Here is a 17,718-nt window from a genome sequence, read left to right as displayed (position 1 = left end):
ATGTATCAAATGGTCGATTAACTAACAACGAATTGTTTTGACGATGTTTTTTTATGCAAATTGATGTTCCTTTAGTCAACGAAGCCCAAATTGGCACCCGCTTAAACGCGGCGATAGAAAACGACAGACGGGGCGAATTCGCCCTGTTGCTGTCGTTACTGTCGGTTGACGCTCGGGACATGGCGCAATTCCAATGGCAAAATGAACTCGATATGGCGCAAAAATTACAACGCCAATTTGAATTGCCACCGCAGCAAAGTTTAATGGCGGATTTATCGTCAGCTGAGCCTGTGGTTGATAACAGCAGTATTTTTATGGCTCAAGGTCCACGTGCGTTTCAATTACAACAAGCATTGCGACCGGAAGCCTTAGTCATCCGTGGCGGCGAGTCAGTCGCAATGGCAGAAGCGTTAAGTAACTGTGACCATGTGACTCAGCTGAGGCAAAGGGGCCAATTAACCGCACCCAAAGTCGAGATCATGCACTTTGCTGATCAATTGGCAATCCAACGTAATCTTGTGCCTTTGCTCGCCTCAGCCTAAGGCAGTCTTCCTGCAAGTGATCTTCAATACCCATCGGGTCAATCTGATCCATTTCTATAAATAAGCGTGAGCTAAAGCCAGTTATCTTGAAGCTTAATTACCTATAATTCGTATTAACCTATCGAGTTAAAATTTACCGCGTTAAAAATTTAACGAGCATATTTTAGTGATGCCGTTAATCAGTCGCTCTATACATTAAGGAATACAGATGAAAGGCATAATAGAAGCACAGAGCCCGACAGTGAATGACACTTGCACCGATTGCGGCAGCTTTGTCGATATCGGCGCCGTTATTGATGAACACGATACGTTATTGACGTTAAATTTTGTTGGCGATAGCGCTCAAGCGGATGCCGAAAGCATGGCAACACGCGCTCAAACTCGATTTGCTGAAGTGCAAACTGAATTTGTGACTAAGACTGAAGGCGTCGACTTACTGCTGACCTTCAATGTCAGCGCGGAAAAAATGATTTTTCAATTGGAAAACGGCCTGTAATTTTTAAAGCAGCACTTTAGTTTTTAGTCGGTTATGGATATCCGGAAATCGCGCTAATTGCCTAAAAATGCTGCTATTGTTAACCAAATTGTAATAAATTGTGCCACATGTTGCTGTGCTTACAACAGTTAGTGTAATCTGCCTCCAAATAAGAATAATTCAATCAGCTTAATTCCACATTTTGAGGTAAGTTTGCTAACAGCAAAGACCTTTAGCCCAACACGAAGTTTTGTAGGGAACCAGCGTGAAGCGACGTCAGCATCAGCATTTATTGGAGTCTTTGGTACAGTCAACTGCAAAACAGCAGGGCGATTTCACAAAGACGGCAGAGTTAACCACAGAGTTGTTGTGCCAGAATTTAGCGGTTTCTTTGGTATCAGTGTGGACTTTTTCATCTGATCAACAAACCCAATCACTCGTCGCACAATTTGGTTCTATGATGTTGCAAGACATTCATAGACCTAAGTTATTACAAGATTGTCCCCGGTATGTACACGAGCTCAAAACTCTGCGCCATATCGATGCAGGCAATGCCCTGACCGATCCACGTTTAAGTGAATTGGCTGAGTGCTATTTTATCCCGCGGCAAATCAACTCGAGTCTTGACATCGCCATTCGTATCAATGGCCATCTCGAAGGTGTGCTCTGCATCGAGCGGGCACAATTGACTCCCCACTGGCATGACAGTGAAATTCACCTCGCGTGCCAGATGGCCGACCAATTAGCCCTGACCTTAGCGACAAAACACAGCTACGATAAAGAAGAAAGCTTGAGTTTATTTCGCTGTGCCACTGAACAATCGCGACAAATCAGTATGTTAATTAATCTGCATACTGAAAAAGTCGAGTATGTGAATCAGGCGCACAGTGAAATCACCGGCATACCCCGTGAGCAGATTATCGGCGCGAATATCCGTGAGTTGGCTTTTTTCAAGCAGCATGCCCAATTAGCCGAGCAAACCCTAGCGCAAATCTTTAGGGGGGAAATTGCCAAAGGCGAAGTGCAGTTTAGTCGTGCCGATGGCAGTCGTTATTGGCTGACATACGTGCTGAGTCAGTTCATTACCGATCGCGGTAATCATTATGCCTTGGTCTCGTGTGAAGAAAATACCGATGAGCATAACTATAAGTCAGAGCTTGAACGGCTTGCTTGGCGTTGTGGATTAACGGGACTACATAACCGTACTCATTTTAATCGAGTCCTTGAACGTACCACGAAGGGACTGTTGTTATTAGTTGATTTAGTGGGATTTAAGCGTTTTAACGATACCTATGGTCATGAAAATGGCGATAGCTTGTTGATAGAAATTGCCCGCCGCTTGAAACATTTTTCTGAGATTAATAAGGCCACCGAAATTGCCCGCGTCGGCAGCGATGAATTTGCCGTGCTGTTGACCGATGATAATGCGGTTTACGATCTCGATTATTTTAGTACGCGCCTGTATCAACATCTTGCCATGCCTATTTTAATCGGCCGCGAGCAAGTCGAACCAAAGCCTGCTTTAGCTGTGGTTGATATTGCCTCTGTGGCGAGTTTGTTTGCCCCATTAACCTGTGCCGATATTGCAGTGCAGTATGCTAAAAAGAAAAAAGGCACTGCAATCCAAGTATTTAACAGCACGTTATTGAGTGCATTTAAAGAGGATGCGCAGATAGAACGTGATTTACACAGTGCGATCCGTGGTCGTCAGTTTGAGCTTTATTATCAGCCTCTGAGGGATCTTGAGCAGAATACCTATATTGGCGCCGAAGCCTTAATCCGTTGGCACCACCCTAAAAGAGGCGTGTTATTTCCAGCTTCCTTTATTGATATTGCAGAGCAGTCGGGGATGATTAATTCTATCGGCAGTTGGGTTTTAGAGGCCGCATGTCGACAGTTAAACCTATGGCAGCATCATAATGCCGATATGACAATGCATGTGAATGTGTCGGCTCGTCAGTTCTTCAGTGGTAATTTATTCGAGCAAGTGTGGCAGTTGTTGACGCGTTATCGCTTGAAACCGAAGACGTTAATCTTAGAGATCACTGAGACTGAATTGATGGGTGATATTCGCCACGCGACCTTGTTATGTCAAGAATTAGCAGAATTAGGCGTAGGGCTCGCGATTGACGATTTTGGGACGGGTTACTGCTCTATGCGTTATTTGAAGCAGTTTCCGATCAGTAAACTTAAAATTGATCGTTCGTTTATTTCAGATCTTACCGTCAGCCGCGAAAGTCGCGAAATTGTGTCAGCCATTATTGCCATGGCGAATGCATTGAATATATCTCTGACGGCAGAAGGGGTTGAAACCCTTGAGCAAGAAGCATTTTTAGCGAAAAGTTTTTGTCATCAGGCACAGGGTTATCTCTATAGTCCTGCATTACGGGAGCCTGAGTTTGCACAATTTATCTTGTCGGCGAAAAGCGCTTCAGTCATAACCCACTAAAGTTACAATTATTTCAAATGTGCTGCTCACGATAAAATAAAGGCAACCTAGGTTTGTAATCTAGGTTGCCTTTATTATTCATCTCTGTGCTTGTTCAATCAGCACTATAAACCTTCACCGTCATTCTCCAGTGCAGCTCAGCACTGTATACCTATTAAGATTTTAAGCAGCATTGTTTGAATTTTTTGCCACTATGGCAAATACAGAGGTCATTTCTACCGGGTAATTTAGCCGTCATTTGCTGGCCTTGGCTGTAATACCAGCGACTTGCTTGGTAGATAAATTCTGATCGCTCATAGATAGCATCAATTTCACCATCGAGCTTATACCAAGCTTTAAAAGTAACAGTGCCATGTCGTTGTTCAGCTATCGCCGCTTGAGCATTGTGGATTGGTGTTTCAGTACTGCTCTGTACATCTAATCCTAACCAATGTGGATGAGGACCAGCATTGAGGCTCGTGAGAGTAAGGCCATTTAGATAGTCTGGATGATGTGTTTTTAAAATGTAATCAAAATTTTTCAATACAAATGCGCAGTAGCGTGAGCGCATAAGCTGTTCAGGTGTACGGGCAATCACTTGCCCAGTGTCTACATGCGTATGCAGTGGACCACAGCAATCTTGATAGCTTAGCCCACTGCCACAGGGACAGGTTTGCTTAGTTGTAGTCATATTGGCTAAATCTTTAATTTAATTGTATTTGTTTAAATTTATTCGATTTCTATCTAAATGCGCTAGATGTGAGATAGTCCATTTAAACGTAGTCGGCATTAACATTAGGGTAATTTCTTACCCGCAGGTAAAGGCGGAAACTGGCGGCCATAATACAAATTAGGCACAGGTTTCGCGTTCAGATAATAGCTAGGTTCTGCACGGTTATTGGTATCTAAGCTCACTTTCCATTGGGTGGATGAGACTTTTTCTGTACCAATAGCAAATTTGCCCGCAAATTCACTCACAGGTTCGCCGGTTTCTTGTGCTGGGTAAAATCGAACCAAATAATAGCCTGTATCTATGGCACCATTACTGATAATTTTGCGTTTAGTAATGCGAAAATCCACGTCGATAGTGGCTTTTTTGGCGCGGATTTTATCGAAAAACTTTTTGTAAATGGCGACAATATTGTCTCGTCCATAGTAAATTTCTTTACTTTGACTCTCTGATAAGTAGCTAGCGTCATCAGCGTAAATCTCACGAGTCACCTCAGGGGACAATTGATTAAAAGCGCTAATAAACAAAGGGTAATTAGCGTTGATCAATTGATCATCAGTGGATTTTGTATGAGTTTTAGCTGGATTGGCTAAGCTTGGCAGTGACAATAAGCACATCAGGACTAGCGGCAAAAATTTCATTACTTTATTCTAATCTGGCAATCATGGCGTCACTATAATGGAGGCGCCCGCTGAACTAAAGCCTTGAATGTTTACAAAGTGTGTTTCTGTACAAGAGTGTGAAGTAAAGGAGCTTGCCATGCTGGATGATGAATCAGCACTGTTTTTTGAGGAAATGGCTGGAGTCGTACCACTAAAAGGCGATATGCCAGTGGTAAATTTAGCACCGAAAGCGTTGACGGCTGAGCAAATACACAGACGCGATGCTTTAGAACGGGAAGCCTTCCTAGCGTGTATGCCACTGGATTTAAAAGCGTTTCCACAGCAAGCGCCAGATGACATTGTGAGCTTTAAGCGTGAGGGAGTACAAAGCGGTGTTTTTAAACGACTCCGAATGGGGCAATACAGCATCAAGATGGAGCTTGATGTGCATGCTTATCGGTTAAACCAAGCTCGTGATGCCGTCCTTAACTATTTACTGGCAGCGCAGGCACATGGTGAACGCTGTGTCATGTTGATCCACGGTAAAGGCTATCAGAGTCAACCCTTTGCAGGATTGCTCAAATCCGCTGTGTGCTATTGGTTATCACAACTCGACATGGTGCTTGCCTATCATTCGGCGAAAACCGAGCAGGGCGGTGCTGGGGCACTTTATGTGATGTTAACTAAGTCAGAACAGCTTAAGCTTGAAAATCGTGAAGCCAATCGTAAAGGAATGGGATGGCGTTAGATTAAACAGATAAGGATTGAATAAAAATGCCCAATTTTATTGGGCATTTTGTTTTATGTTATTGGGTGATGATTTAACGAACCCTTACCAACCACACTGGCGGTTTGCGGTGGTATTTTGCTCATCTAACCATGTTTTAAGTGGGGCAAAGTAATCGAGCACCGCTTTTGCATCCATGGTTTCTTTGCCGGTGACTTCTTTCAATGCTTTTGGCCAAGGTTTACTTAAGCCTAACTCGAGCATCTTATTGAGTTTCTCTCCCGCGGCTTGATTGCCATAAATACTGCATCTGTGTACCGGACCTTTATCGCCTGCAGTTTCACACAACGCTTGATGGAATTGGAATTGCAAAATATGCGCTAGGAAGTAACGGGTGTAGGGTACATTGCCTGGTACATGGTATTTAGCACCCGGATCAAAATCTGCTTCACTACGTTCAGTCGGTGCTTTTACGCCTTGGTATTTTTCCCTCAGATCCCACCAAGCTTGGTTATATTGGGCAGGCGTGATTTCGCCGCTAAACACTTTCCAGCGCCACTGATCTATCATCAGGCCAAAGGGCAAGAAAGCAATTTTGTCTAAGGCTTGTTTTAGTAAAAGGCCGATATCCTTAGATGCATCAGGTACTTCTTCTAATAAGCCGATTTGCTTTAAATAGCTTGGCGTAATAGATAGGGCAATCGTGTCACCAATGGCTTCATGGAAACCATCGTTAGCGCTGTTTTTAAACAGGAAGGGTTGTTGCTTATAAGCGCGTTGATAGAAGTTATGCCCAAGTTCGTGGTGGATAACGCTAAAATCTTCGGCAGTTTTTTGGATACACATTTTAATGCGAATATCGTCGAGATTATCGAGATCCCATGCCGAAGCGTGACAAACCACATCACGGTCCTTTGGCTGAACGAATAGAGAACGTGCCCAAAAACTTTCTGGCAATGGTGCGAACCCTAGTGATGTGAAGAAGCCTTCGGCTTGTTTCACCATTTTATGCTCGTCATAGCCTTTCTTTGCCAGTAACTCAGTGACATCGTAACCTGGATCGGCATTGTCAGGGGCGACGAGATCATACACATTACCCCATTGCTGGGCCCACATGTTGCCAAGTAAGTGTGCCGGGATGGGTCCAGTGCTCGGTGCGACGGTATCGCCGTACTCTTTATTCAATTCTCCCCGCACGTAGCAGTGCAAGGACTCATAAAGTGGCTTAACTTGGCCCCAAAGACGGTCGAGTTCCTGTGAAAAGTCATCGGGCTTCATATCGTATTGACTGCGCCATAGTTCAGACAGGTTGGCATAACCAAGATCCTTTGCGCCTTCATTGGCCAGTTCAACTTCGCGTTGAAACAAAGGGCGCATAGGTTTAGCTATTTCACGCCAGCCTTTCCACGCTTCTAGCAAGATTGCGGGATCCCGTGATTCGGCCATCAAGCTCGATAGCTCAGGCTGGGTCATACACTTGCCGTCGGCAAAACAGTATTTTCCTTTGCCGTACAAGCCATTTAATTCTGAACTAATTTGTGCCAGCTCGGCATTTTTTGCAGGATCGAGCGGGGCGGGTAACACTAACGCACTGCGCAGGATATTGAGCTTGCGGGCATTAATAGGATCGAGTTCTACATTGGCGTACTTCGCCGCCTCGGTTGCAAATTTTACCGACGCTGCACTGACCTTTTCGCCGACTGCGGCAGACTGGGCCGCGGTATCATCAGTAATAAAGTTGCTGTAAATCCACTCGGCGCGATTAGATTCAATCGATAATTCGGCCATCTTGGCTTCAGCATCGTTAATAAAAGCAATGGCTTGTGCTTTATCTGGGGCGGTATTGATGACAGCTGCTTCTGCAGTAGCTGTTTTGTCTGTTTTACTTTGTGCATCATTACAGGCCGTTAATCCCAGCGCGAGTGCCACTGTGAGGGCGATTTTACTGCGACGATTCAATGAAATAACCATGTCTAGTTTTCCTTGTTGTTTTTGTGTTACACAGTTTACCTAAACCACAGGGTTATTGCACAAGGGTTAATTGACTTGTTTTTAACACTTATTCGGACATGTACGACATACCGCTTATATCACAGACTAGAAAGCGGTGAATTTGTCCAATTTTAGTTTGACATCCGTGGTGCCAATGTTTAATTTAAACGAGTGTTTTAAATTAATTCAAGGTCACGGAATGGCAAGTCGATCCGATACAAAAACTAGAATACTTGATGCCGCAGAAAAACTGTTCGCCGAACGGGGCTTTTCTGAGACCTCGTTGCGACTCATTACCAGCAAAGCTGAGGTGAATTTAGCATCGGTCAATTATCACTTTGGTTCTAAAAAAGAGCTGATCCGTGCAGTGTTAGCCCGCTATTTAGACGTGTTTATGCCTGCCGCTTCAAGCCAAATTCATCGTTTAAATGCCGCTCCAGCACAAGCAACACTCGAAGAGATTCTGTCTTCTTTGGTCGATCCTTTATTGGATTTAAACGCGCTACGTACCGAAGGCACCACGATCTTTCTGCAGCTTTTAGGCCGTGGCTATATCGAAAGCCAAGGGCATTTACGTTGGTTTATCACTACCCATTACGGCCAGCATCTCGATGCTTTTGTTAAAGCCGTTTCGGCCAGTGCACCACATATTCCACCCGCTGAAATGTTTTGGCGCTTACACTTTACCTTAGGCACTATCGTGTTCACTATGGCGTCCGCTGATGCCCTAAATGACATTGCTGCTGCTGAGTTTGGTGAGCATAACGACATCGAAGCCGTGATCCGTAAAGTTATCCCCTACATGGCGGCTGGTGTATCAGTCCCCGTTTCTTCTTAATTAAAAGGTCTTGATAATGTTGACGATTATAATTCTTGCCCTGATAGCCATTGTCGTGTTGTTTGCGGTGAAAAATATCCGGATGCAGTTTATTACCCGCCCAGTTTTTAGTTTTTTCAAGAAGGTCTTGCCGCCACTTTCCGATACCGAGCGCGAAGCGATGGAAGCGGGTGATGTCTGGTGGGAAGGGGAGTTATTTCGCGGAAATCCTAACTGGAATACCTTGCATAGCTATGGCAAACCCACGCTAACTGCAGAAGAAAAAGACTTTATTGATAATCAAGTGATGACAGCACTGACGATGATCGATGATTTCGACATAGTGCATAACCGCAAGGATTTACCGCCAGAGCTGTGGGAATACTTTAAGAAAGAAGGTTTCTTCGCACTGATCATTCCGAAGAAATTTGGTGGTAAAGCTTTCTCTGCCTATGCAAACTCGACCATTGTCAGCAAATTAGCCAGCCGTAGCGTCAGTGCCGCTGTGACTGTGATGGTGCCGAACTCTTTAGGCCCTGGTGAGTTGCTAACCCACTATGGTACGAGCGAGCAGAAAGAACGTTGGTTACCTGCTTTAGCTAAAGGCGATGAAATTCCTTGTTTTGCATTAACTGGTCCAGAAGCGGGCAGTGATGCCGGCGCTATCCCCGATGTAGGTATTGTGTGTCGTGATATTTTCAACGGCGAAGAAATGCTTGGGCTTAAACTTACATGGGATAAGCGTTATATCACGCTGGCTCCTGTAGCAACAGTTCTGGGTTTAGCGTTCCAAATGCGCGATCCTGAAGGTCTGCTTGGCGATAAGAAAAACTTAGGCATTACCTGTGCGTTGATCCCAACGGATCATCCTGGTGTGGTTATTGGTCGTCGTCATAATCCGCTGGGTATGGCGTTTATGAACGGTACTACTCAAGGTAAAGAAGTGTTTATTCCGCTGGATTGGATTATCGGTGGCCCTGAGTTTGCCGGTAAAGGCTGGCGTATGCTGGTTGAGTGTTTGTCAGCGGGCCGCGGTATTTCATTGCCAGCATTGGCAACGGCTTCTGGTCACATGGCGACGAAGACGACAACGGCTTACAGCTATGTGCGTCACCAGTTTGGTATGGCAATTGGCCAGTTTGAAGGGGTGCAAGAAGCGCTGGCGCGTATTATTGCCAACACTTATCAGTTAGAAGCTGCGCGTCGTTTAACAACCACGGGTATTGATCTTAAAGTCAAACCTTCGGTCGTGACCGCGATAGCTAAGTACCACATGACTGAATTAGGCCGTTCTGTGATGAACGATGCCATGGATATTCAATCGGGTAAGGGCATTCAATTAGGACCTAAAAACTATTTAGGCCACCCTTATATGTCGAATCCAATTTCGATCACTGTAGAAGGCGCGAATATTCTAACCCGCTCATTGATGATTTTTGGTCAAGGTGCGACTCGCTGCCATCCTTACGTACTTGCCGAAATGGAAGCCGCTGCGATGGAAAACCAACATGAAGCCTTAGAGCGTTTTGATGCGCTATTAATGGGCCACATGGGTTATGCCACGCGTAATGCTTTCAGTGCGTTGTTTAGCGCGTTAAGCGGTAGCCGTTTTGGCAGTGCGCCAGTGAGCGGTGAAACTAAGCAGTACTATAAAGATATGTCGCGTATTTCGTCTGCATTAGCCTTAATGACAGATTTATCAATGCTGATCATGGGCGGCGATTTAAAACGTAAAGAAATGCTGTCTGCACGTATGGGTGATGTGCTCAGCCAGTTGTATTTAGGCTCAGCAACCTTGAAGTTGTTTGAAGATAATGGCCGTCAACAGGATGATTTGCCTGCGGTACGTTATGTAATGGCCAATCGTTTGCACTTGGCAGCTAAAGCGTTGGAAGACACGATTCGTAACTTCCCAAGCCGTCCTGTGGCATGGTTACTGCGTGGCTTAATCTTCCCGCTGGGTAATCACTTCACTGCACCGAGCGACAAAATGGCGACCGATTTAGTTAGCGGCATGTTGAAGCCTGGCCCAGCTCGTGAACGTATTACTTTCTTATGTCCTGAATTTGAAGGGGATAAGGGCGGTATTGCTGAAGTTGAGCAAGCATTTATCGCGCAATATGCCTGTAAAGAAATCTATAAAAAACTGAAGAAAGCGCAGCGTGCCGGTGAGTTGCCAGCAAAAGTGCCTAATCAAGTCTTGTTTGCAAAAGCACTCGAGACTGGCGTTATCACTGCCGACGAAGAACAAAAGTTACAGCATGCTGATAAGCTGCGCTTAGCGGCAATTAATGTGAATGATTTCGAAGCGTTATAGTGATTGCTAGTGTTTGATGTTAGCGTTTAATGTTAGTGCAGTTTGGTCTAAGCGGTGTTAAGTTCGATGGCTACTACTACACTTGGGCCGCTTAGATTTCCCCCAGCAATGATAGACCGATAAATCAGCACCAACAGAAATCTGCACTTACAGAAAACAGTCAATATAAAAAAACCACCTTCATGAGGTGGTTTTTTATTGGCTTTTTTCTAACGCGCTTGAGTTGTTAGAAGAAGCTTAAGCAACTTAAGCTACGATCAACACTTTACAGGTGTTAGTGCCGCCGATGGTTTCCATTGCATCGCCTTTGGTCATTAATACCATATCACCGCTATTCAAATAACCAGCCGCAGTTAATGCTTCTAACGCTTTTTGCGCTAGCTCATCGGCTGGGTGGATAGTTGAATCGAAGTAAATTGGCAACACGCCGCGGTACAAGGCCATTTTGGCTAAGGTTGTTGCGTGACGTGATAAACCCAGGATTGGCAGTGAAGAACTGATACGAGACATCAACTGTGGTGTTGCACCCGATTCAGTCAGAGCGATAATCGCCTTAACGCCTTCTAGGTGGTTTGCTGCATACATAGTTGATAGTGCAATGGTTTCTTCAACTGAAGTGAAACGCACATCTAATCTATGCTTAGACACAATCACACTTGGGTGAGATTCAGCGCCAACACACACGTTTGCCATTGCCTTAACGGTTTCTTCTGGGAAGTCACCGGCAGCAGTTTCAGCAGATAACATCACAGCATCGGTACCATCAAGCACAGCGTTCGCCACGTCCATCACTTCGGCGCGGGTTGGCATTGGGCTTGAAATCATTGATTCCATCATCTGGGTGGCAGTGATGACGACTTTATTCAGTTGGCGTGAACGGGCGATTAACTTCTTCTGCACTGCAACGAGTGCAGCATCACCAATTTCAACACCTAAGTCACCACGGGCAACCATAACAACGTCAGACGCTAAGATAACATCATCCATCGCGGCATCGGTCGCAACCGCTTCAGCACGTTCAACTTTAGCAACGATCAACGCATTACAACCTGCTTGACGGGCAAGATCGCGTGCATAGTCCAAGTCTGCACCACTGCGCGGGAAAGACACGGCTAAATAATCCACTTGGATCATTGCTGCAGTGAGAATGTCAGCCTTGTCTTTTTCGGTCAGCGCAGCAGCAGAAAGTCCGCCGCCTTGTTTGTTAATACCTTTGTTGTTAGATAAAGGGCCTGCCACAGTCACTGTGGTATGCACTTTACGGCCTTCAACACGCTCAACGCGTAATTGAACACGGCCATCATCTAACATCAGGATATCACCAACAGTCACATCGTCTGGCAATTGCTTGTAATCGATACCCACTTGGGTCTCGTCGCCTTCACCTTTGGCTAACTCGGCATCAAGTACATAGGCTTGACCTAATACGAGTTGTACTTTCTTATTGTCTTTGAAAGTAGAAACGCGGATTTTAGGGCCTTGTAAGTCACCAAGAATGGCCACATGAACGCCTAACTCTTTAGCGATTTCGCGCGCTTGAGTTGCTCGTTTTAGATGATCTTCAGGGGAACCGTGGGAGAAATTAAGACGTACAACGTTTGCACCTGCCGCGATGATGCGGCGTAGGTTATCATCACGATCGGTAGCGGGACCTAGAGTGGTGACGATTTTGGTTCTGCGGAACATAAGGATACTCCGTTAAAGTTAAAAAAAATCTTGGGACTATATTACCATGCAATTCCAAATTTTGTAGTAAAGTTACAATCAAATTGATCTAAAGTTATGTATGAAAATTGTGAGGTATCGCTGATATTTGCACGATAAATGGCTAGGTTAAGGATCAACACTAGCCATTTTTAGAAAAGGAAGTGAGTTACAGTATCGGATCTTTATTGATGCGAGACTCTTTTAACACTTCTTTCACTCGTTTCAAATTATCGCGGAAACGTGGGCCTCTACGTAAGGTAAAACCCGTTGCCAATACATCTATAGTGACTAATTGGGCTAAACGCGAGGCCATAGGTAAATACATGTCTGTATCTTCTGGCACTTCCATTGTCACGGGCAGTGTACATTCCATTGACAAAGGCGAGTTGCGGGCGGTAATACCAATCACAGCTGCACCATTTTCTCTCGCTAAACGCGCTATTTCAATCAATGACTTAGTGCGGCCAGTGTGGGAAATCAATACCACCACATCGCCCTCATTACTGTTAATACAGCTCATGCGTTGCATTAGAACATCGTCAAAACAGATGACAGGGACATTAAAGCGGAAGAATTTATTTTGCGCGTCATGGGCAACTGAAGCGGATGCGCCTAGGCCAAAAAAGGAAATAGTCTTAGCTTGAGTGAGAATGTCAACGGCTTTATTAATGGCTGAAATGTCTAGGCTTTGACGTGCGGTATCGAGCGAAGCCATTGAAGATTCGAATATTTTTGTCGTGTAAGACTCAGTCGAATCATCTTCTTCAACGTGGCGGCTCACATAAGGTGTACCGTTCGCAAGACTTTGTGCTAGATGTAACTTAAAATCAGGGAAACCTTTAGTATCTAAGCGGCGGCAGAAACGATTCACAGTAGGTTCACTGACATCTGCCATCTTAGCCAGTGTGGCGATGCTAGAATGTATAGCTGTCTGTGGTGATGCTAAGATCACCTCTGCAACTTTGCGTTCTGATTTACTAAAATGGGTGAGGCTTTTTTGAACCTTTTCTAGGGTATTCATACGCGTATGTCCGCTAAATTGAGAATGTAATTTTATTTATTTTTATTTCGTGGGAGCAGATCAAGACTGGCGGCCCACTAATAGACTCTATGTAGTAACTTTTCAGTACAATTTTGAAATAAGACTTTACTACCTTCAGTAATTTAAGCACAAAAAGCATATCAGATTTATGCAGCAAGTGACTAGTTAGCAAGAATGTTAATATTTATAAAAATAGATGCATTTAACAAATTCTGTTGTTATATTACAACAAAAGTGTGGATTTCTTCATCGACATGAAGGGACACGACATACAAAGGAGATCGTAACGCAATGGGCAAAACAACATCAGGCGCCAAAGCTTGTGACTTCGTACTCTTTGGTACTAAAGGCGATTTGGCACGACGCAAGTTGTTACCTTCTTTATACCAGCTAGATAAAGCTGAACTTCTCGATAAAGATACGAAAGTGATCGGTGTCGCGAAAGACGAGTTTACTCAAGATGAGTTTATCGAATTAGTCACGCTTGCATTAAACACCTTCGTGAAAGAGCCTTTGTGCGAAGAGACTCTCCAACGTTTCCTGTCCCGCTGCCACTATATAGGCACTAACTTTACCGATTCAGCGGGCTACAGTGCCTTCCATGATCTGCTCAAACCAGAAGAGCGCGTTATGGTCAGTTACTTTGCTACGCCACCTGCAATATTCGGCGACATTTGCCGTTGTTTGCATGAACAAGATCTTATCCACCCAGATTCACGCGTGGTGCTCGAAAAGCCCATCGGCTCAGATTTAGACTCTTCTCGCGTTATCAATGACCAAGTTTCCGCTTACTTCAAAGAACGTCAGGTTTACCGTATCGACCATTACTTAGGTAAAGAAACCGTACAGAACTTGATTGCACTGCGTTTTGCTAACTCTTTATTTGCCTCTAAGTGGGATAACCGTACGATTGACCACGTCCAGATCACAGTCGCAGAAGAAGTGGGCATCGAAGGCCGTTGGGGTTACTTCGACAAAGCGGGTCAAATGCGTGACATGATCCAGAACCATTTGCTGCAAGTGTTAACGCTCGTTGCCATGGACCCACCTGTTAACTTGGACGCTGACAGCATCCGTGATGAAAAAGTTAAAGTGCTGAAATCACTGCGTCCGATTAATTCAGACAATGTGTATGAAAATACCGTTCGCGGTCAGTACAGCGCAGGCTTCTTAAAGGGCAGCCCAGTCCCGGGTTATTTAGAAGAAGAAGGCGCCAACCTTCAATCACACACAGAAACCTTCGTGGCTATTCGTGTGGATATCGACAACTGGCGTTGGGCGGGCGTGCCTTTCTATTTACGTAGCGGTAAACGTATGCCGTTTAAGAGCTCTGAAATAGTGGTGTATTTCAAAAACCCACCGCATAACTTATATCGCTCAAGCTACCGTAATCTGCCACCAAACAAGCTGACGATCCGTCTGCAGCCCCATGAAGGGGTTGAAATCCAGATGATGAACAAAGTGCCAGGTTTGGAGCAAAAACAACGTCTACAAACCACTAAACTCGATTTGAGCTTCTCCGATACCTTTAAAAATGAACGCATCGCCGATGCCTATGAGCGTCTATTACTCGAAGCTATGCTCGGTAATCAAGCGCTGTTCGTGCGCCGCGACGAAGTCGAGCAGGCATGGACTTGGGTGGATGGCATTATCCAATCGTGGGAACAAAGCAACGAAAAACCAAAACCTTATCCTGCGGGTACTTGGGGTCCAGTTGCGTCAGTTGCTTTGATCACCAAAGATGGCCGTTCGTGGGACGAGTAGGAGACTTTGATGATTAAAGAAGCCGTATTCAAATCTTTCGATACGCCAAGTGCGTTAGAACAACAGCTTGCGAATAGAATTGCGAGCCAGTTGCAGGAAGCCGTCGATGCCCGCGGAAAAGCGAGCTTAGTGGTTTCCGGTGGTTCGACGCCGCTTAAGTTATTTCAACTATTGAGCATGAAATCCATCGATTGGAGTGATGTTTATATCACGCTTGCCGATGAGCGCTGGGTTGAAGCCGACGCCGATGCTTCTAATGAGCGTCTCGTGCGTGAACATTTATTACAAAACCGTGCGGCGAATGCCAAATTCCGCGGTTTAAAAAACATGTTTTCGACTGCAGAAGCGGGCGCCGATATGGCCGCAGAGTCCTTGTCTAACTTCCCACGTCCTTTTGATGTGGTGGTGTTAGGCATGGGTAACGATGGTCATACCTGCTCTTGGTTTCCCTGCAGTGCTGAGCTTGAAAATGCGCTCACAACCCAAGCCCTGTGTGTGGCGACGAACCCCACCACAGCGCCCCATGGCAGAATTACGCTCTCTAAGAGTGCGATTTTGAACAGCAGACAAATTTATCTGCACTTGGTCGGGGAACAGAAATTATCCGTATATCGTCAAGCGTTAGAAAGTGATGATGTCCATGCTATGCCTATCAGAGCCGTATTAGCGCAGCGTAAAACGCCCGTTGATGTGTTCTGGAGCGCTTAAGGAGTCACTATGCACTCAGTAGAAATACACTCAGTAGTTCAAGCTGTTACCGACAGAATTATTGCCCGTAGCAAAGCGTCACGTGAAGGTTATCTCGCCGCATTGAATGATGCCCGTAACCATGGTGTACACCGTAGCTCATTGAGCTGTGGCAACTTAGCCCATGGTTTTGCCGCCTGTAATCCAGACGACAAAAATGCATTGCGTCAATTGAATAAGGCGAACATCGGCATAGTGACGGCATTTAACGATATGTTATCTGCGCACCAACCCTATGAAAGCTATCCTGAATTGCTTAAAAAAGCCTGTCAGGAAGTCGGCAGTGTTGCACAAGTGGCAGGCGGTGTTCCGGCCATGTGTGATGGTGTGACTCAAGGTCAACCCGGTATGGAATTGAGCTTACTGAGTCGTGAAGTGATTGCGATGGCAACGGCTGTGGGTTTGTCTCACAACATGTTCGATGGCGCTTTACTGCTCGGCATTTGCGATAAAATCGTTCCAGGTTTACTTATCGGCGCCTTAAGTTTTGGTCACTTACCTATGTTATTCGTGCCGGCAGGGCCGATGAAATCAGGTATCCCGAACAAAGAAAAAGCCCGTATTCGTCAACAATTTGCTCAAGGTAAAGTAGACCGCGCGCAGCTATTAGAAGCTGAAGCCCAGTCCTACCACAGTGCAGGAACCTGTACTTTCTACGGCACGGCAAACTCGAATCAGTTGATGCTTGAAGTGATGGGTCTGCAGTTACCAGGCTCGTCATTTGTGAATCCAGATGATCCACTGCGTGAAGCCTTAAACAAGATGGCGGCTAAGCAAGTGTGTCGTTTAACCGAAATGGGCACCCAATATACCCCAATCGGTGAAGTGGTCAGCGAAAAGTCTGTGGTTAACGGCATAGTCGCGCTATTAGCGACAGGCGGTTCTACTAACTTGACGATGCATATTGTCGCCGCGGCTCGTGCTGCCGGTATTATTGTGAACTGGGATGATTTTTCTGAATTATCCGATGCCGTGCCATTAGTGGCGCGCGTGTATCCAAACGGTCACGCCGATATTAATCATTTCCATGCAGCCGGTGGCATGGCGTACTTAATCAAAGAATTGCTCGATGCGGGTCTATTGCATGAAGATGTAAATACCGTTGCGGGCTTTGGTTTACGCCGTTATACCCAAGAGCCAAGGTTGCTCGACGGTGAACTGCGCTGGGTCGATGGTCCAACGACTAGCTTAGATACTGAAGTGTTAACGTCAGTCGCATCACCTTTCCAAGGCAACGGTGGCTTAAAATTACTCAAAGGTAACTTAGGCCGCGCTGTGATCAAAGTGTCAGCAGTACAAGAACAACATCGTGTCGTTGAAGCGCCCGCGGTGGTGATTGACGATCAAAACAAACTCGATGCCTTGTTCCAAGCCGGTGCTTTGGATAGAGATTGTGTTGTGGTGGTTAAAGGTCAAGGCCCGAAAGCTAACGGTATGCCAGAACTGCACAAGTTAACCCCATTATTGGGAACGCTTCAGGACAAAGGCTTTAAAGTCGCGCTGCTGACCGACGGTCGCATGTCTGGTGCGTCGGGTAAAGTCCCTGCGGCCATTCACTTGACGCCAGAAGCCTTAGATGGTGGTTTAATTGCCAAAGTCCAAGATGGCGACTTGATCCGTGTCGATGCGTTAACAGGCGAACTGAGCCTGCTTGTATCTGAAGCTGAACTTGCCACCAGAGCCGCGGGAATAGTGGATTTACATCGCTCACGTTATGGCATGGGCCGCGAGTTATTTAGTGCGCTACGTTCAAATCTAAGTAGTCCAGAAACTGGTGCGCGTTGTACTAATGCCATCGATGAACTTTATTAATACAAAGGAAGAATAA

14 protein-coding genes are annotated in these 17,718 nt (G+C 45.5%); 9 read left to right on the top strand and 5 right to left on the bottom strand.

The window, feature by feature from the left end; all coding sequences use genetic code 11:
* The first annotated feature begins 53 nt into the window (after positions 1 to 53).
* From RA178_RS11910 to RA178_RS11900, 3 genes are all read left to right on the top strand, one after another.
* On the top strand, positions 54 to 542 hold the full coding sequence (locus RA178_RS11910; protein ID WP_131524165.1) for a VC2046/SO_2500 family protein: 489 nt from the start codon (positions 54 to 56) through the stop codon (positions 540 to 542).
* Positions 543 to 750: 208 nt separating this feature from the next.
* Positions 751 to 1,038: a DUF406 family protein gene (locus RA178_RS11905; protein ID WP_113939682.1), complete on the top strand. Its 288-nt coding sequence runs from the start codon at positions 751 to 753 to the stop codon at positions 1,036 to 1,038.
* A gap of 244 nt (positions 1,039 to 1,282) precedes the next feature.
* Complete coding sequence (locus RA178_RS11900; protein ID WP_263195809.1) at positions 1,283 to 3,466, top strand: putative bifunctional diguanylate cyclase/phosphodiesterase; 2,184 nt, start codon at positions 1,283 to 1,285, stop codon at positions 3,464 to 3,466.
* 154 nt (positions 3,467 to 3,620) lie between these two features.
* On the opposite strand, the gene RA178_RS11895 is transcribed toward RA178_RS11900, so the two are convergent.
* Together RA178_RS11895 and RA178_RS11890 are read right to left on the bottom strand one after the other, a co-directional pair.
* Positions 3,621 to 4,136: a YchJ family protein gene (locus tag RA178_RS11895; protein ID WP_306681991.1), complete on the bottom strand. Its 516-nt coding sequence runs from the start codon at positions 4,134 to 4,136 to the stop codon at positions 3,621 to 3,623.
* Between the two features lie 104 nt (positions 4,137 to 4,240).
* Positions 4,241 to 4,816 carry a Cif family virulence factor gene (locus RA178_RS11890; RefSeq protein ID WP_306681990.1) on the bottom strand — a complete coding sequence of 192 codons (576 nt, stop codon included), beginning with the start codon at positions 4,814 to 4,816 and terminating at the stop codon, positions 4,241 to 4,243.
* 118 nt (positions 4,817 to 4,934) lie between these two features.
* On the opposite strand from RA178_RS11890, the gene smrA reads away from it, so the two are divergent.
* The gene (gene smrA, locus RA178_RS11885) at positions 4,935 to 5,525 is read left to right on the top strand and encodes a DNA endonuclease SmrA (RefSeq protein WP_168825232.1); all 591 of its coding nucleotides are present in this window, start codon (positions 4,935 to 4,937) and stop codon (positions 5,523 to 5,525) included.
* Between the two features lie 84 nt (positions 5,526 to 5,609).
* Here smrA and RA178_RS11880 read toward each other — a convergent pair whose 3' ends face one another.
* Positions 5,610 to 7,475, bottom strand: coding sequence for a M2 family metallopeptidase (locus RA178_RS11880; protein WP_306681989.1), 1,866 nt, complete (start codon positions 7,473 to 7,475; stop codon positions 5,610 to 5,612).
* Positions 7,476 to 7,695: 220 nt separating this feature from the next.
* On the opposite strand from RA178_RS11880, the gene psrA reads away from it, so the two are divergent.
* Together psrA and RA178_RS11870 are read left to right on the top strand one after the other, a co-directional pair.
* Entirely contained in the window at positions 7,696 to 8,334 is a 639-nt protein-coding gene (gene psrA / locus RA178_RS11875) for a TetR family transcriptional repressor PsrA (RefSeq protein ID WP_028760001.1), read from the top strand.
* A gap of 16 nt (positions 8,335 to 8,350) precedes the next feature.
* Positions 8,351 to 10,630 carry an acyl-CoA dehydrogenase gene (locus RA178_RS11870; protein ID WP_306681988.1) on the top strand — a complete coding sequence of 760 codons (2,280 nt, stop codon included), beginning with the start codon at positions 8,351 to 8,353 and terminating at the stop codon, positions 10,628 to 10,630.
* A 246-nt stretch (positions 10,631 to 10,876) separates the two neighbouring features.
* On the opposite strand, the gene pyk is transcribed toward RA178_RS11870, so the two are convergent.
* Together pyk and RA178_RS11860 are read right to left on the bottom strand one after the other, a co-directional pair.
* Positions 10,877 to 12,316 carry a pyruvate kinase gene (gene pyk, locus RA178_RS11865; RefSeq protein ID WP_105252459.1) on the bottom strand — a complete coding sequence of 480 codons (1,440 nt, stop codon included), beginning with the start codon at positions 12,314 to 12,316 and terminating at the stop codon, positions 10,877 to 10,879.
* Between the two features lie 187 nt (positions 12,317 to 12,503).
* Positions 12,504 to 13,358 carry a MurR/RpiR family transcriptional regulator gene (locus tag RA178_RS11860; RefSeq protein ID WP_006081563.1) on the bottom strand — a complete coding sequence of 285 codons (855 nt, stop codon included), beginning with the start codon at positions 13,356 to 13,358 and terminating at the stop codon, positions 12,504 to 12,506.
* Between the two features lie 312 nt (positions 13,359 to 13,670).
* Between RA178_RS11860 and zwf the strand changes: the two genes are divergently transcribed.
* Genes zwf through edd form a run of 3 tightly spaced genes read left to right on the top strand, consistent with a single transcriptional unit; the run spans position 13,671 to position 17,702 of the window.
* Positions 13,671 to 15,143 carry a glucose-6-phosphate dehydrogenase gene (gene zwf / locus RA178_RS11855; RefSeq protein WP_028759998.1) on the top strand — a complete coding sequence of 491 codons (1,473 nt, stop codon included), beginning with the start codon at positions 13,671 to 13,673 and terminating at the stop codon, positions 15,141 to 15,143.
* Between the two features lie 9 nt (positions 15,144 to 15,152).
* Positions 15,153 to 15,851, top strand: a complete 699-nt coding sequence (pgl, locus tag RA178_RS11850) for a 6-phosphogluconolactonase (protein WP_306681987.1) — start codon at positions 15,153 to 15,155, stop codon at positions 15,849 to 15,851.
* A gap of 24 nt (positions 15,852 to 15,875) precedes the next feature.
* Positions 15,876 to 17,702: a phosphogluconate dehydratase gene (edd, locus tag RA178_RS11845; protein WP_028759996.1), complete on the top strand. Its 1,827-nt coding sequence runs from the start codon at positions 15,876 to 15,878 to the stop codon at positions 17,700 to 17,702.
* Positions 17,703 to 17,718: the final 16 nt, after the last annotated feature.

The organism is Shewanella oncorhynchi (genome assembly GCF_030848765.1).
In the GTDB taxonomy this organism is placed as follows: domain Bacteria; phylum Pseudomonadota; class Gammaproteobacteria; order Enterobacterales; family Shewanellaceae; genus Shewanella; species Shewanella oncorhynchi.
The sequence above is the reverse complement of the archived record's forward strand: the minus strand, read 5'-3'. Positions and strand labels throughout refer to the sequence as shown.

Excerpts from the sequence above, each read along its gene's own strand:
- RA178_RS11910 (WP_131524165.1), top strand. The coding sequence starts at position 54 with ATGCAAATTGATGTTCCTTTAGTCAACGAAGCCCAAATTGGCACCCGC.
- RA178_RS11880 (WP_306681989.1), bottom strand. The coding sequence starts at position 7,475 with ATGGTTATTTCATTGAATCGTCGCAGTAAAATCGCCCTCACAGTGGCA.
- zwf (WP_028759998.1), top strand. The coding sequence starts at position 13,671 with ATGGGCAAAACAACATCAGGCGCCAAAGCTTGTGACTTCGTACTCTTT.
- RA178_RS11895 (WP_306681991.1), bottom strand. The coding sequence starts at position 4,136 with ATGACTACAACTAAGCAAACCTGTCCCTGTGGCAGTGGGCTAAGCTAT.
- psrA (WP_028760001.1), top strand. The coding sequence starts at position 7,696 with ATGGCAAGTCGATCCGATACAAAAACTAGAATACTTGATGCCGCAGAA.
- smrA (WP_168825232.1), top strand. The coding sequence starts at position 4,935 with ATGCTGGATGATGAATCAGCACTGTTTTTTGAGGAAATGGCTGGAGTC.
- RA178_RS11860 (WP_006081563.1), bottom strand. The coding sequence starts at position 13,358 with ATGAATACCCTAGAAAAGGTTCAAAAAAGCCTCACCCATTTTAGTAAA.
- pgl (WP_306681987.1), top strand. The coding sequence starts at position 15,153 with ATGATTAAAGAAGCCGTATTCAAATCTTTCGATACGCCAAGTGCGTTA.
- RA178_RS11905 (WP_113939682.1), top strand. The coding sequence starts at position 751 with ATGAAAGGCATAATAGAAGCACAGAGCCCGACAGTGAATGACACTTGC.
- RA178_RS11890 (WP_306681990.1), bottom strand. The coding sequence starts at position 4,816 with ATGAAATTTTTGCCGCTAGTCCTGATGTGCTTATTGTCACTGCCAAGC.
- RA178_RS11870 (WP_306681988.1), top strand. The coding sequence starts at position 8,351 with ATGTTGACGATTATAATTCTTGCCCTGATAGCCATTGTCGTGTTGTTT.
- pyk (WP_105252459.1), bottom strand. The coding sequence starts at position 12,316 with ATGTTCCGCAGAACCAAAATCGTCACCACTCTAGGTCCCGCTACCGAT.